This is a genomic window from Capnocytophaga sp. CM59 (genome assembly GCF_000293175.1).
In the GTDB taxonomy this organism is placed as follows: domain Bacteria; phylum Bacteroidota; class Bacteroidia; order Flavobacteriales; family Flavobacteriaceae; genus Capnocytophaga; species Capnocytophaga granulosa.
In genome coordinates this window covers 1-14,252 of sequence record NZ_ALNN01000020.1, presented here as the reverse complement: position 1 = coordinate 14,252, position 14,252 = coordinate 1, and the positions used below count along the sequence as shown (strand labels likewise).

General features: G+C 41.0%; 14 protein-coding genes. 6 read left to right on the top strand and 8 right to left on the bottom strand.

Features of this window, described 5'->3' with window-relative positions; genetic code table 11:
- The 3 genes from HMPREF1154_RS06320 to HMPREF1154_RS06310 form a co-directional block, all read left to right on the top strand.
- On the top strand, positions 1–960 hold a 960-nt coding region (locus HMPREF1154_RS06320; protein WP_157231249.1), incomplete at its 5' end, for a gliding motility-associated C-terminal domain-containing protein.
- A gap of 152 nt (positions 961–1,112) precedes the next feature.
- Positions 1,113–2,906 carry an AMP-dependent synthetase/ligase gene (locus tag HMPREF1154_RS06315; RefSeq protein ID WP_009641741.1) on the top strand — a complete coding sequence of 598 codons (1,794 nt, stop codon included), beginning with the start codon at positions 1,113–1,115 and terminating at the stop codon, positions 2,904–2,906.
- Positions 2,907–2,922: 16 nt separating this feature from the next.
- On the top strand, positions 2,923–3,606 hold the full coding sequence (locus HMPREF1154_RS06310; RefSeq protein ID WP_172539810.1) for a cell division ATP-binding protein FtsE: 684 nt from the start codon (positions 2,923–2,925) through the stop codon (positions 3,604–3,606).
- On the opposite strand, the gene HMPREF1154_RS06305 is transcribed toward HMPREF1154_RS06310, so the two are convergent.
- The 3 genes from HMPREF1154_RS06305 to HMPREF1154_RS06295 form a co-directional block, all read right to left on the bottom strand.
- On the bottom strand, positions 3,607–4,200 hold the full coding sequence (locus HMPREF1154_RS06305; RefSeq protein WP_009641745.1) for a ribonuclease HII: 594 nt from the start codon (positions 4,198–4,200) through the stop codon (positions 3,607–3,609).
- Between the two features lie 4 nt (positions 4,201–4,204).
- On the bottom strand, positions 4,205–5,179 hold the full coding sequence (locus HMPREF1154_RS06300; protein ID WP_009641752.1) for an acyltransferase: 975 nt from the start codon (positions 5,177–5,179) through the stop codon (positions 4,205–4,207).
- A 69-nt stretch (positions 5,180–5,248) separates the two neighbouring features.
- Positions 5,249–5,863, bottom strand: a complete 615-nt coding sequence (locus HMPREF1154_RS06295; protein WP_009641747.1) for a DUF7691 family protein — start codon at positions 5,861–5,863, stop codon at positions 5,249–5,251.
- 304 nt (positions 5,864–6,167) lie between these two features.
- Between HMPREF1154_RS06295 and HMPREF1154_RS06290 the strand changes: the two genes are divergently transcribed.
- Entirely contained in the window at positions 6,168–6,620 is a 453-nt protein-coding gene (locus tag HMPREF1154_RS06290) for a hypothetical protein (protein ID WP_009641744.1), read from the top strand.
- A 46-nt stretch (positions 6,621–6,666) separates the two neighbouring features.
- Here HMPREF1154_RS06290 and aspS read toward each other — a convergent pair whose 3' ends face one another.
- The 3 genes from aspS to HMPREF1154_RS06275 are packed head-to-tail and all read right to left on the bottom strand — an operon-like array spanning position 6,667 to position 9,110.
- Complete coding sequence (gene aspS / locus HMPREF1154_RS06285) at positions 6,667–8,418, bottom strand: aspartate--tRNA ligase (protein WP_009641749.1); 1,752 nt, start codon at positions 8,416–8,418, stop codon at positions 6,667–6,669.
- 30 nt (positions 8,419–8,448) lie between these two features.
- Positions 8,449–8,913, bottom strand: coding sequence for a hypothetical protein (locus HMPREF1154_RS06280; RefSeq protein WP_009641739.1), 465 nt, complete (start codon positions 8,911–8,913; stop codon positions 8,449–8,451).
- Between the two features lie 2 nt (positions 8,914–8,915).
- On the bottom strand, positions 8,916–9,110 hold the full coding sequence (locus HMPREF1154_RS06275) for a hypothetical protein (RefSeq protein WP_009641751.1): 195 nt from the start codon (positions 9,108–9,110) through the stop codon (positions 8,916–8,918).
- Between the two features lie 172 nt (positions 9,111–9,282).
- On the opposite strand from HMPREF1154_RS06275, the gene HMPREF1154_RS06270 reads away from it, so the two are divergent.
- Both HMPREF1154_RS06270 and HMPREF1154_RS06265 read left to right on the top strand, forming a co-directional pair.
- On the top strand, positions 9,283–10,275 hold the full coding sequence (locus HMPREF1154_RS06270) for a lysylphosphatidylglycerol synthase transmembrane domain-containing protein (RefSeq protein ID WP_009641748.1): 993 nt from the start codon (positions 9,283–9,285) through the stop codon (positions 10,273–10,275).
- Between the two features lie 47 nt (positions 10,276–10,322).
- Positions 10,323–12,683: a heavy metal translocating P-type ATPase gene (locus HMPREF1154_RS06265; protein WP_009641740.1), complete on the top strand. Its 2,361-nt coding sequence runs from the start codon at positions 10,323–10,325 to the stop codon at positions 12,681–12,683.
- A gap of 4 nt (positions 12,684–12,687) precedes the next feature.
- Here HMPREF1154_RS06265 and HMPREF1154_RS13505 read toward each other — a convergent pair whose 3' ends face one another.
- A complete protein-coding gene (locus HMPREF1154_RS13505) occupies positions 12,688–12,825 on the bottom strand; it encodes a hypothetical protein (protein WP_009641743.1) in 138 nt (45 codons plus the stop codon).
- A gap of 154 nt (positions 12,826–12,979) precedes the next feature.
- A complete protein-coding gene (locus tag HMPREF1154_RS06260) occupies positions 12,980–13,768 on the bottom strand; it encodes a hypothetical protein (RefSeq protein ID WP_009641746.1) in 789 nt (262 codons plus the stop codon).
- Between the last annotated feature and the right edge of the window lie 484 nt (positions 13,769–14,252).

Sequence of the window (14,252 nt, the reverse complement as noted above, 5' to 3'; positions counted from 1 at the left end):
AACACCTCTAGTGCGTCAGTAACCATAAGGGTAGTGAGCTTCTCCGCTCAGGATGATGAGTTTGATATTATCAACGACAAGACCAAAGAGTTCAAAACCGAAAGTGTCTTGGCCAATGACGAGCTCAATAAGAAGAAGAACCCATCACCAGTGGATGATGTGATCTTAAAGAAAGGCGAGGCTAAGGATGCAGAGAGAAACCCAACCACTGCCCTTACCATGAATGACGACGGTACGATCACCATAGCGCCCAACACGCCAGACGGTGTCTATACTTATACGTATACCATCTGTAAGAAGTCAGCATCAACAGAGTGTAAGAGTGCCGAAGCGGTGATTAAGCTCTTGCCTGCTTTGATAGCCAATGATGATGACTTTACCGCCAATCCGATCAACCCACTTGTAAAAGAGGGTATCGCAGGAAATGTCTTGGACAACGACCGCTATGCCGATGGTAATGCCCTAGAACACTTGGATAAGGTAGAGATCACTATGTTGGAAGGCCAACAATCAGGCGCTAATATAGAGCAGAATGGTAATGTAGTGATTCCACAAGGCGCTCCAGCAGGAGAATACACTCTGAAATACAATCTCTGTATGAAAGATCACCCAACCATCTGTGCTGAGGCTAAGGTGAAGATAGTGATATTGGAAGACAAACCGATAGTGATTCACAATGGTATCTCTGCCAATGGTGACGGTGTGAACGATGGCTTTATGATAGAGCATATTGAGGGGTATCCTAAGAATAACCTGAAGATATTCAACCGTTGGGGTGTACTGGTCTATGAAAAGGATGGTTATAGTAACGAAGCACCATTTGATGGTCATTCCAACGGACGTGCGACCATAAGTGCAGATAGCAAGCTCCCACAAGGAACTTACTACTACATCTTAGAGTACGAAGACTCCGATGATCAACCCCATACCGAAAAAGGATGGTTGTACCTTAAGTACTAATTAGTCTGTTATAGTGGTTAGTTATTAGTGGTTAGTCATAAAAAGGGCTAATCACTGACAACTAACCACTAATCGCTAACATTTAACTTTTTATTTTTTTTTATATCAGCGAAAAGCACTAATTTTGCTAATTGAAACGCAAACTAACTATGATGGATTTAGAAAGATTTCACTTGGTAACTCGTATGGCTGCTCAGGCCGCACATTACGGAGAACGAGAGGCCGTTCGTTACTGGGAAAATGGGCAATTGTGCTCCCTTTCTTGGAAAGTATTCTACGAAGAAATACAGAAAATAACTAAGGCTTTGCTCCATTACCAAGTGGGAGTCCAGGAGAATATCGGGATTTTTGCTCCCAACTCTCCCCAATGGACTATGGTAGATATGGCCGCAGCTCACCTAAGGGCTTGTGCTGTACCTATCTATGCTACCAATACAGCTGATCAGGCTGCTTATATCATCAACAATGCGGGCATTAGAATCCTCTTTGTCGGTGAAAAAGAACAATACGATAAGGTAGAGCAGATACGCCAAGCGTGTCCCAACTTACAATTGGTAGTACTCTTCAACGAATCTCTTCTTAAGGATGAAGAGCATGTCGTACTCCCATTGTCAAAGTTTGTAGCCTTAGTGCCAAAAGGGCATTATGAAAGGGAACTTAAGGAGCGTTTTGACAGTCGTTGTATGCAGGATCTCTATACCATTATCTATACATCGGGTACTACAGGGAATCCCAAGGGCGTGATGATAGACTATGAGAATGTGGCTTATCAGTTCATCAACCATGATGACCGCTTGGCAGTGGTAGAGGGTAATGTATCCATGTCCTTCCTACCGCTCTCCCATGTATATGAGCGTATGTGGGTAGCCTATGTATTCCATAAGGGGGTAATCAACTGTTACTTAGATGACACCAACCGTGTGGCTGAGGCTCTCAAAGAGGTAAAACCACACTATATGTGTGTGGTACCACGTCTCTTGGAGAAAATATATACTAAAATCTACGAGAATGTACAAAAGCAGTCAGTAGTAAAGCGTGTAGTCTTCGCTACAGCTACTCGAATTGCTAAAATACAGTTGGGAAGAACCAAAAAAGGGAAATATCCTTCTTTTATTCTCAAAAAACTCTATAATCTGGCAGACAAACTTGTTTTCCAGAAGCTAAAAGCTGCTTTGGGAGGCAATATCCAGATGATTCCTTGTGGCGGTGCCCTCTTGGAACCTTCTATAGGGCGTTTTTTCCGTGCCATAGGGGTCAATGTTACCTTGGGGTATGGTATGACCGAGACCACGGCGACGGTATCTTGCTGGGATGATCATAAGTTTAAGCTCAAGTCGGTAGGTACCTTGGTGCCTTATGTACAAGCAAAGATAGGGCAGGACAATGAGATTTTGCTCAAGGGAGGTTCTATTTCCAAAGGCTATTATAACAACCCAGAGGAGAATGCCAAAGCCTTTACCGAAGATGGCTACTTGCGTACAGGCGATGCAGGTTATTTGGATAAGGAAGGCAACCTCTATATTACCGAACGCATCAAGGAGCTGATGAAGACCTCCAATGGGAAATACATTGCTCCCCAGCAGATAGAAGGTAAGGTAGGTAAGGACAGCTTTATAGAGCAAATCGCCGTCATAGCCGATGCCCGCAAGTATGTATCAGCCTTGATTGTACCCAACTATGAGGCCTTAGCCGAATATGCTAAGTCTCTCAACCTCAAGTATAAGAACTATTCAGAGCTAATCAAAAACAGCCAGATAGTTGAGTTCTTCCAAAAGAGACTACAGCACTTACAACAAGAGTTAGCCGCTTATGAGCAGATTAAGAAATTTACCCTGCTAACCACGCCTTTCTCTATCAATAATGATGAACTCACCCCAACCCTCAAGCTCAAGCGAAAGAATATCTATAAAAATTATTTCCGCGAGATAGAAGCAATGTATGTATAACCCTCAAGAAAACCCCATGGCAAAAACCGTAGTAGAACTCAAGGATGTTTCTGTTTTCCAAAGAAAGAATCTTATCTTACATGATATTAACCTTACTATAGAGCGGGGAGAGTTTGTATACCTGATAGGCAAAACAGGCAGCGGAAAGAGTTCCCTGCTGAAGATACTCTATGGGGATTTACCTTTGAAGAAGGGCACGGGTATGGCCGTAGATTTTAATTTAGCTACCCTTAAGGAATCGGAAATCCCTTATCTAAGGCGAAAAATAGGGGTAGTCTTTCAGGACTTTAAGTTATTGCCCGACAGAACTGTATTTGGTAATTTGGAGTTTGTCCTACGTGCCACAGGTTGGCATGATCCTCATAAGATAGAGGCGCGTATCAGTAGTGTACTAACCAAGGTGAAGATGCAGACCAAGATAGACAAGCACCCACATGAACTCTCTGGAGGTGAGCAACAGCGGGTAGCCATTGCACGTGCTTTGCTCAATGACCCAGACCTGATTCTGGCCGATGAACCTACAGGAAACCTTGACCCAGAGACGAGTGTGGAGATTATGAAAGTGATGCGCGAGATCAATGACTCAGGGCGTTCTATCCTTATGGCAACCCATGACTATGCCCTGATTCTTAAGTTTCCCTCCAAGACTATCAAGTGTGATGCAGGCAAGCTCTTTGAGGTAGTACAGCGATCGGTCTGATTAAAAATCAAATTTCAACTGAATATCAATGAGTTGAAATGTTTTTCTATGATATTCACAAGATCCATATTCAAGGATAGCCGCTCGGTGTTCACCGGTTGGGTATCCTTTATTTTTATCCCAATGATACATAGGGTATTGCTTGTGTAACTCTTCCATATAGGCATCGCGATAGGTCTTGGCCAGTACCGAAGCGGCCGCAATACGCATAAAGCGCGCGTCCCCCTTTACTTGACAAGAGTAAGGAATCTCCTTATAAGGCTTGAAGCGATTACCATCTACTACAATAAACTCAGGAGTTACAGTGAGTTTGTCCAAGGCCTGTTGCATGGCCTCAATGGAGGCATTGAGGATATTGATTTGATCAATTCGTTGTGGGGAGACATGTACCACGGCATAGCTTATCGCCTGCTCTTCTATAATAGGGCGCAGTTCATTGCGCTGTTTCTCAGTCATTTGCTTGGAGTCATTGAGCAGAGGGTGATAGAAATCTTCAGGGAGGATCACTGCCGCAGCTGTAACAGGGCCTGCCAAGCAGCCACGTCCTGCCTCATCGGTACCCGCTTCACTTGGGGAGAAAAACCATTTTTCCATAGGATTAATTTTGTAAGACTAATAGGTTACAACCACGAATATCTGCTGCATCAAAGCGCCCCAATACCTCAAAAGAGCCATCGGGGTAGGCCTTACCTAAATCCTGAGTAGCAATAAAGCTACAAGAGTAGTAATTGGCAAGGTCTATCACATTAATTCCTCCGATACGGCCATAGGGAAGAGGAGAGAGTGCATCCTCACTGTCACGGATCAAGACTTTCATCCAAGGCACAGGGTAGAATAGGCCATTTCCTTGGCTATAGGCTTGGGAGAGTAGCTCCGTCATCCCATATTCGGAGTGAATCACTTCAGTACCAAAGCCCCTACACAGCAGCTCGTGTAACTCCTCACGAATCAGTTCCTTGCGCCGCCCTTTCATGCCTCCAGTCTCCATAACAATCGTATTCTTTAATGAGAATTGGTATTGCTCTACCAAGTCCAAAAGAGCAAAAGACACCCCCATAAGGAAAACCTTTCGTCCCTGAGCGTCCCATAGTCTTAGTTTTTGGGCAAGCTCCTCTTGGTTATAGAGGTAAAAACCGCTTTCATTTTGGGCGCCATGAATCAAGTCCTCAGCCATATAGATAAGGGACGACCCCTTGCGCTCTAAGTAGGAGGGGAGTAGTGCCAAAAATATATACTCCTCTATCCTCCCATAGAAGTGAGCAAAGCCCTTGCGAAAACTTTCCCTATAGAGAGCAAGAGAACTTACCAAGTGTCGAGACGTTTGGCTACCTGTGGTGCCACTACTGGTAAAGATTTCCTCAGGAGCATTGGTAGCTGCATAGATTTCTTTACTCTTGAAAAACTCTATTGGCAAGAAAGGAATCTCCTCAAGAGCATGTACCGTCTTAGGAGTCTTGCCAAAATAGTTGCAAAATTCCTGATATACAGCATTGTTTTGGTATTGAAAAGCAAATACTTTTAGTGCTTGTGCTTCAAATTCGTTAGGGGAATAATCTTGAAAGAGGTTATTCATCTGATAGTTATAAGTGTTTTTAGAAATTGTTAAAAATTGTGTCACCGTCGGTGACACAATTTTTAACAATTAATGACAGAATGCTATCATATCTAATTGGTTGTTAAGGCAAAAAGCAATGTTTTCCTTTAGCCCCATAATATGCTCGTAAGCAAATCCCTTTTCTTCGTCGTCCTCATCGTCCTCTATCATAGCTTCTACTTCTTCCTTTGTCTTATGGACTTTCTCCAGCAGAGAGGCTAAATGTTTCAGTCGCTCTTGGTCAATGAGACTTATCATAGGAAAGTCTTCGATCTTGGGCAGCGGAAAGGGGTGAAAATGATCAGCAGGAAATAGCTCGGTATCTATCTCTACCTCTATATCATAATCCTCAGAGAGTGTTTGGTTGATAAGATCTGTTTCGTACCAGAACTTCATTTCTTGAGTAAAAGGCAGTTCTTTTCCCAAAGTAGCACAAATTCCAATAAAGGCATACCCATAGGTATATCCTTTTTTCTCATCAAAAGGACGCCCCATGATAATATCGGTAAGTGCCTTAGTAGTCTCATTATCATCATCTTCTTCGGCATAGTTTTGGAAGATTTCATTTTTTAGAACCTCAGCGAGTAAGGTTTCATTTTTAGAGGCAAAAGTAGCCTGAAGCTCAGGCGTATTCACCCCATAAGCAAACATATAATATCCCATAAGAAAAGAGTTTTTTATAAGGCAAAGGTAGTGCTTTATTTTAAGAAAACAAAATATTTGTGAGTTAGAGAAAAAGATGTATATTTGCGATAGATTTGGGGATTTTAAAACCTAAGAAGTAAGAATCAGATTTATTTTAATATGAGTTCAATATAACGAAAGCTTCCTCGGATTTTCTTGGATTTGATAGATTTTCATTAAAACAATTTGGAAATAGTTTGCTTTATTAGCTGCAATTTCTTGTCTATTCTGAAGATAGAAGAAAGAACTTATTAGATAACTTTCACTTTTTAAATATCTAAAAATGACCATAACAGATGCCCCTAATACCTATAATAATGCAATAGAGATACTCTACCAGAAAGGATATGAATTATTTTTACTTGACAAAGATGAAGATTACCTCATTTATATGAAAAAGAATGAGGAAGTTACTGTTGCCAATGACCCTCTTTCGCTATTGGCAATAAGTTATTTGAAGGAAAATGGAAAAATAGTAGATAAGGACTGGGAAGATAAGTTTATGGACAACTTTTCGGCATTAGCTATTAAGGAGATACTCAGTAGAAAATACAGTATAAAAATTACTGATAAACACTCCGATTGGTATGACTGGATTGTTAAGAAGAAAGATGAAATGTACTTTGCACAAACGCCTCTTAGGCTCTTAGCTTTGTTGTTGCTCATAGATCATTACGGATGGGACTGGTATAAAATAGCTGTTCCTTCTCACGTCAGCGAACTAAAAAGCTACTAAAACAACAAAGGCTGTCGTAAATCACGATAGCCTTTGTTTCTATTCACTATTCACTTTTCACTTCAATATGTAGTTCCTTAAGTTGAACCTCATCAATAGGAGAAGGTGCATCAATCATCACATCGCGGCCGCTGTTGTTCTTAGGGAAGGCGATAAAGTCGCGTATGGTTTCTTGTCCACCGAGCAATGCTACCAATCGGTCAAAGCCAAACGCTAAACCACCATGAGGAGGAGCGCCATAGCGGAAGGCATTCATTAAGAAGCCAAACTGTGCTTGTGCCTGCTCAGGGGTAAAGCCGAGTAGGGCAAACATCTTGGCTTGCAATTCGCGGTCAAAGATACGTATAGACCCACCACCTACTTCGTTGCCATTGAGCACAAGGTCATAAGCATTAGCTCGTACAGCTCCTGGGTCGGTGTCGAGCAAAGGAATATCCTCAGGCTTAGGTGAGGTAAATGGATGGTGCATCGCAAAGAAACGGTTTTCCTCTTCGTTCCACTCAAGCAGAGGAAAATCCACTACCCATAGTGGAGCATATACATCGGGATTGCGCAAGCCCAAACGCTCGGCCAGTTCCATACGGAGGGCGCTGAGTTGCCCGCGTACTTTGTTGGCCTTGCCTGAAAGAATACAGATAAGGTCACCTGCTTTGGCACCTGTACGTTCCGCCCATGCCTTGAGGTCGTCTTCGCTGTAGAACTTATCCACAGACGATTTGAAAGTGCCGTCTTCGTTGCATTTTACATATACCAAGCCTGAAGCCCCTATTTGTGGACGTTTTACCCATTCTACTAGGGCATCTATCTCCTTGCGGGTGTAGCTATTAGCCCCTGGTACGGCAATACCTACCACCAATTCTGCCTCGTTGAACACCTTGAAATCACGATGCTGTGCGAGGTCGTTGAGCTCGCCAAACTTCATTCCAAAGCGGATATCGGGTTTGTCGTTACCATACGTCTTCATTGCCTCTGCATAGGTCATACGAGGGAAAGCGCCGAACTCTAATCCTTTGAGTTCTTTGAGCAAGTGCTTGGCCAAGCCCTCGAAGGTTTGGATAATATCCTCTTGTTCTACAAAAGACATCTCGCAGTCTATTTGAGTAAATTCTGGTTGGCGGTCAGCACGGAGGTCTTCGTCGCGGAAACACTTTACGATTTGGAAGTATTTGTCAAGTCCCCCTACCATAAGTAGCTGCTTGAAAGTTTGTGGGGATTGTGGCAAGGCGTAGAATTCCCCAGCATTCATGCGGCTGGGCACCACAAAATCGCGTGCTCCCTCTGGAGTAGATTTAATGAGGATAGGAGTTTCCACCTCTATAAAGCCTTGAGCAGAGAGGTAGTTGCGCACCATCATACCCACCTTGTGGCGGAAGATAAGGTTTTCACGTACAGGCGTACGGCGGATATCGAGGTAGCGGTACTTCATACGGAGATCTTCGCCCCCATCGGTATTGTCCTCAATGGTAAAAGGAGGTACTTCCGAGTGGTTGAGCAGGGTGAGTGCTGTAACAAGGATTTCTATTTCCCCCGTAGGGATATTGGCATTAACAGTCTCACGCCTTATGACGGTACCTTGAATTTGAATTACATCTTCACGGGAGAGGGTTTTGGCTTGTTCAAAGACCGCTTTGTTGGTACGCTCTTCATCAAAGATTAGCTGGGTGATACCATAGCGGTCGCGTAGGTCTATCCAGATCATAAACCCTTTGTTACGAATGCGTTGTACCCAACCGCTAAGGGTTACTTGTTCACTGAGGTGAGCACTGTTAAGCGCTCCACAGGTATGTGTTCTGTACATTTTTTTAAGTTTTGAGTTTTAAGTTATGAGTTATTTTTGATACTCCTCCAGTTCCTTAGTAAGCATATCTACATAAGGTTGGTGTTTGGGGAGATAGATAAAAGAGATGTAATGATTACCTACTAAAGGATTCGAAATAATAGAGTTTTTAATGGATAAGTTTTTAGGGTTTACTTTTAGAAATAGAGCCTGAAATAATTCACTCCTAAAATGTTGGGGTGATTGGAATTTACGTTTGTTATTATTCCTATAATATATACCTGCACTATCACAATAATAATACAGAATAACCTCCCTTTCGCTTATGTATTCTTCTATCTTTGAGATTATGAAAGAGAAAACTTTTAGAGGATTAGGAGATAAAGGTTGTTTTTCTAATTCTAAAACTATTTCAACGACTATTACAGGAATATCAGTATTAGGTTGATATTCAGATAAGGCTAAAGTATATAGTCCTCCCTCTATTTCAAAAGATATTCTAAAATTAAAGTCCAAAATTAAATTTTTATATATTCTTTATTTTTTGTTGCTCTTATCTCTTTTTTTAGTTTTTTCTTTCGCTGCTCCAGTTCTTCCATAAAAGCTAATAGTTTTTCACTTGGATTCTTGATAAGTATAGTCTCTGAATTATGGGTCTTTTCAAGAACAACTACTTCATTTACTTTCTCTGGAGTGGTATTTACTTCTGTCATAATAGTTTGTTTTAATAGATTCTAATAACTTGCAAAAATACTCATTAATTTTGAAAACTGCAAGATATGAGGCGATTTTATTATAGAGGAATTTAAGTTCTACAATGATTAGCACAAATAACTACCTATTTGTAAATAATTCACTACCTTTGTCGCCCAAAACTTATATGTCATGGCGACAAGCAAAAACTACCTAAAGAAAACCCTACAACTGGTGCTCCCCTTGCTATTGGGGCTATTTCTGTGTTGGTATGCCTTTGCCCAATTCAGCGCAGAGGAGCTATCGCTGATCAAGGAGCAATTCCTTAGGGCTGATTATTCCTTTCTGTGGCTCTCGGTAGCGATGGGCTTCTTAAGTCATGTATCACGAGGCATACGTTGGCAATATACCTTGGCCTCTATGCACTATTTCCCTAAGCGATACAACTTGGTTTTGGCTGTATTTATCGGGTATTTGCTCAATCTTACCGTACCACGTTCGGGGGAAGTCTCTCGTGCTTTGCTTATCAATCGCTATGGCAAAGTCCCCTTTGACAAGGCTTTCGGAACAATCCTTACCGAACGAGTGATAGACATGTGTATCTTGCTACTATTTATTGCCATTGTCTTTGTCTTTCAGTTTGATCTGGTATGGCACTTTTTAGAAAGCTATTTTACTTTTTCCTATATCATAGTGATACTCTTGGTCTTGGGACTTGTGTTTGTAGCCTTTCTTTATTGGATTTACCGCTCTACCTCTTCCATAGCGCAGAAAATCCGTAAAATGCTTTCAGGCATCAAGGAAGGAATTTTCTCTATAGCCCATCTGAAAAAGAAATGGCAGTTTATAGCCCATACCCTATTTATTTGGCTTATGTATTTTTTGATGTTCTATGTAGTGTTTTTTTCCATGGAGCAAACTAAGGATCTCTCACTGATACAAGTACTTACCGCTTTTGTAATAGGGAGTTTTGCTATTGTCTTTACCAACGGAGGCTTAGGTGCTTACCCACTCTTTATCGCCAAAGTGTTATTGCTTTTTGGCGTAGCCGAGACCATAGGTACAGCCTTGGGCTGGGTGATATGGATCGCCCAGTTCCTGATGATTGTCCTTTTTGGAGGATTGTCCTTTTTACTTTTACCCCTCATCAATAGAGGTCAGCGGTCAGTAGGTAGTAGTCAGTAGTCAGACTATAGCACTGTTCGTTATTCACTTTTCACTATTCACTAATTATGACTTGTTATCACTGTGGAAATAATTGTGATCCTAAGCACCCCATTGTATTTGACGACAAATATTTTTGTTGTCAAGGGTGCCAAACGGTCTATGAAATCCTATCAGCCAATAAATTAGACAAATATTATACCTACGAGCAAACCCCAGGAGCACGCCCTGAAGAGGCAGGGGAGAAGTACCATTTCTTGGACAATCCCCAGATTGTGGCCAAGCTCCTAGAGTTTGACGAGGGGAACACCCAAATTGTCTCTCTATATATCCCACATATTCACTGTAGTTCGTGTATCTGGATATTGGAGAATTTACAGAAATTACACCAAGGTGTGATACATGCCTTAGTGGATTTTCCTAAAAAGACGGTACGAATTAGTTACCTAAAAGATAAGATCACCCTGAAAGAGTTGGTAGTACTTCTCTCCAAAATAGGCTATGCACCCTATATCAGTTTGGACGATTATTCTCAGAAGAAAGACAAAAAGGGACAAAAGCAGCTATTGTACAAGTTGGGAGTGGCGGGGTTTGCCTTTGGGAATATTGGACTGTTGTCTTTCCCTGGGTTCTTTGAAGACAACGAATTTTGGTTCAATCGGTATAAGGACTTCTTCCGCTGGCTGATGTTTGCTTTCTCCCTACCTGTGATGTTCTATGCAGCCACGGATTATTTTGTCTCCGCCTACAAGGGGATTCGCAACCGTTTTCTGACCATTGATATTCCCTTGGCCTTGGGTATCCTCACCATGTTTGTCCGTAGTACTTATGACATCATATCGGGTAGGGGACAGGGTTTCTTTGATAGCTTGGCTTCCTTGGTCTTTTTGTTGCTCATAGGCAAATTCTTTCAGCAACGCACCTATTCCTTTCTCTCCTTTGAGCGAGATTACAAAAGCTATTTTCCGATAGGGGTGACTCGTATGACAGGAGAGCAGGAAGAGAGTATCCAAGTATATGATATCAAGGAGGGTGACCGCTTACTGATTCGCAATGAGGAACTGATACCTGTAGATGCCGTGCTTATTCGTGGCGTAGGCCAGATAGATTACAGTTTTGTTACAGGAGAATCTAAGTGGACGGAGAAGAACAGCGGGGACAAACTCTTTGCAGGGGGCAGACATAAGGGGGCGGCTATAGAGATAGAAGCTACCAAAACCGTTTCCCAGAGCTATCTCACCCAGCTATGGAGCCAAGAATCCTTCCAAAAGAATAAAAACGAAGGTATCAAAACCCTAACCGATAGGATCAGCCAGTACTTTACCTTCTTTGTGCTGCTCATTGCCTTCCTAACCTTAGCTTTTTGGCTTTTCTATGGTACCCCTACCGAGGCGTTCAATGCCTTTACAGCGGTGCTTATCATCGCTTGTCCTTGTGCCTTGGCGGTTTCTGCCCCTTTTGCCTTGGGGAATATGCTCCGACTCTTAGGCAAACGTCATTTCTACCTCAAGGATACCCAGACTATAGAACAAATGGCACAGGTAGATACCCTTATCTTTGACAAAACAGGTACCATTACCCAAAGCAATACTCAAGAAATCACCTACGAAGGCCAAATGATGAGCGCCCAACAATGCTCCTTGCTCAAGAGTGTATTGCGTAACTCCAACCATCCTCTTTCTCGTCAGCTATACCAATACTACAAGCAGGTAGATATACACCCTCTTGACCATTATCAAGAACTGATAGGCAAAGGTATGGAAGCTACATGGGGAGGGGATAGCATAAAGGTAGGCTCGGCAAAGTTTGTAACGGGTAAGGAAAACAAAGATGAAACAGCGGTATATGTGAGTATTAATGGGCAGTTAATGGGCAAATATACCTTTAAGAACCCTTATAGGGAACATATATTTACCGTTTTCCATGAGTTAGAGGACAAGGGCTATACTTTAGCGTTGCTTTCAGGGGATACTGAGGCAGAAAAAGCCTTCTTACAAAGCCAACTCTCAGCAAAAGTATCACTACACTTTAACCAAAGTCCTGCCGATAAGCTCCATTATATAGAGCAATTGCAGAAAGAAGGCAAGCGGGTGATGATGCTCGGTGATGGGCTGAACGATGCAGGCGCTCTCAAGCAAGCCCAAGTAGGTTGCGCCGTGGCAGAAAACAGCAATACCTTTTCGCCAGCTTGTGAGGCGATCCTTCAAGCCTCTGAGATAGAGCAGCTTCCACGCTTTCTCGCCCTAAGCAAGAAGACCATGCAAGTAATCAAGATGAGTTTTGTACTCTCCTTATTATATAATTGTATAGGTACATTCTTTGCCATAACAGGGAACTTAGAACCCGTAGTAGCGGCAATTCTTATGCCAATTAGCTCTATTAGTATAGTGCTTTTTACGACACTAATGACCAATAGGTTAGTGAGGTAGTTTGCTATTTATCATTGTAATGCCATACGTCTAAGAATTTTTTCCTTTCTTCTTTGGATATTTTTTTAGTAGGTGCTTTACGAGCTTGGTCAATCATTGAGAAGAATTCTTTTTTATCGAATTTTATAGTAATAGTATCCATAGGAAATATATTTGATGCAAAATTACAATATATTCTCAATAATGCCATGAGATTTAACAAAATTTCTTGTTGGATTATCCGAGATATAGGGATAGCTAACAAAAAAGAGGAAATACTTTTGGTACTTCCTCTTTTTGGTATGGATATGTAACGATTAATATTGGTATTCTGTAACTCTTTCAATAGTTCTATCATTAAGATTTAATTCAGTTACTTTGGTAGGGTAATCTTCAGAATTATATTCGTATTGAAAGATAATAGTTGTTCTTCCATTTATAGTCATTTTCGTAACATTATTCTTACTAGCTATATAGTCAAAAGGCTCTTCTAATGCACTAAAAACTGTAGCCATGAGATTATTATTGTACTGCCAATTATTTTTGTTGTCATATTCATAAACGACAGTCCCTTGACTACCTCCTATTTCTTTTATTAGGTTTCCATTGGCAAAAGTATAAGTAGTTGTACTACGACCTTCATAGGTTGTTTGTATTGTATTATCACCTATATATTCGTATTCTGTAGTGGTTTTTTCACCTCTTAAAGTCCGTACTTTTTTACTAAGTCTTCCTTGGTTGTCATAGGTATATTCAAAGGTACCTTCGTTTCTATGGTAGAGTTTAATAAGTCTATTGTTTGAATAGGAAAACTCTTGCCTAATACTTCCATCATCATATTTAATACTCTTCAAAAGATTCCCATCATATTCATAAGTAAGATTGTCTTTTTTGACTACTTTACCATTTGAGATCTCATAAATAGTTTCACTTCTATGACCTGCATTGGTATCAATTATCTTTCTTGGGAAATGTTTTCCTACGGTAAAATTACCGCTATTAAAACCACTGCCGCTGCCGCTACCCCCGTTGTTATCATCGGATTTGCTGCAAGAAACACCCACAAGTGCTAAGGCTACGAAAGCCCATTTAAAAATATTTTTCATCGGATTTGAATGTTTGTTTTTCACTTCAAGTCCTTATAAGTGAGGTTAATACAAAAGAAAAAGCGAGGACTTTTTAGCTTTTATCTATATTTAAGGAGCCTCTGGTAAAGCTATGACGATATAAATAAAAGAAAAGCCCACGCCTATGAGCGTGAGCGTTTTCGCTTATTTATCTACTCGTCAAATGAAATTTACCAGATTTCCTTAAATGTAGAATATAAGCTAACGCTTTTTATAAAATGGAAAAATTTAAGCCTTAAATTTGAGGTCAAAATTACAATATTTTTTGGATAATACAAACTTCTGAAGTGATATAAATAGCGAGATTTTATTTAAGTAAATGATTTTCAGTGTTTTGTATTCTAAAATTTAACAAAGGTCATTAGCTAATTTGTCGATGAGCGATGAGTCAAAGTACTAATTATAGTCAAACAGAAATAGTTTGCGAAAAATTAGCATGAGCAGGTGTAGGGGCAAAGTCCGC

Coding starts and splice junctions, on each gene's coding strand:
- HMPREF1154_RS06270 (WP_009641748.1), top strand. CDS start 9,283: ATGGCGACAAGCAAAAACTACCTAAAGAAAACCCTACAACTGGTGCTC.
- HMPREF1154_RS13505 (WP_009641743.1), bottom strand. CDS start 12,825: ATGGATACTATTACTATAAAATTCGATAAAAAAGAATTCTTCTCAATG.
- HMPREF1154_RS06265 (WP_009641740.1), top strand. CDS start 10,323: ATGACTTGTTATCACTGTGGAAATAATTGTGATCCTAAGCACCCCATT.
- HMPREF1154_RS06260 (WP_009641746.1), bottom strand. CDS start 13,768: ATGAAAAATATTTTTAAATGGGCTTTCGTAGCCTTAGCACTTGTGGGT.
- HMPREF1154_RS06305 (WP_009641745.1), bottom strand. CDS start 4,200: ATGGAAAAATGGTTTTTCTCCCCAAGTGAAGCGGGTACCGATGAGGCA.
- HMPREF1154_RS06300 (WP_009641752.1), bottom strand. CDS start 5,179: ATGAATAACCTCTTTCAAGATTATTCCCCTAACGAATTTGAAGCACAA.
- HMPREF1154_RS06295 (WP_009641747.1), bottom strand. CDS start 5,863: ATGGGATATTATATGTTTGCTTATGGGGTGAATACGCCTGAGCTTCAG.
- HMPREF1154_RS06290 (WP_009641744.1), top strand. CDS start 6,168: ATGACCATAACAGATGCCCCTAATACCTATAATAATGCAATAGAGATA.
- HMPREF1154_RS06275 (WP_009641751.1), bottom strand. CDS start 9,110: ATGACAGAAGTAAATACCACTCCAGAGAAAGTAAATGAAGTAGTTGTT.
- HMPREF1154_RS06315 (WP_009641741.1), top strand. CDS start 1,113: ATGGATTTAGAAAGATTTCACTTGGTAACTCGTATGGCTGCTCAGGCC.
- aspS (WP_009641749.1), bottom strand. CDS start 8,418: ATGTACAGAACACATACCTGTGGAGCGCTTAACAGTGCTCACCTCAGT.
- HMPREF1154_RS06310 (WP_172539810.1), top strand. CDS start 2,923: ATGGCAAAAACCGTAGTAGAACTCAAGGATGTTTCTGTTTTCCAAAGA.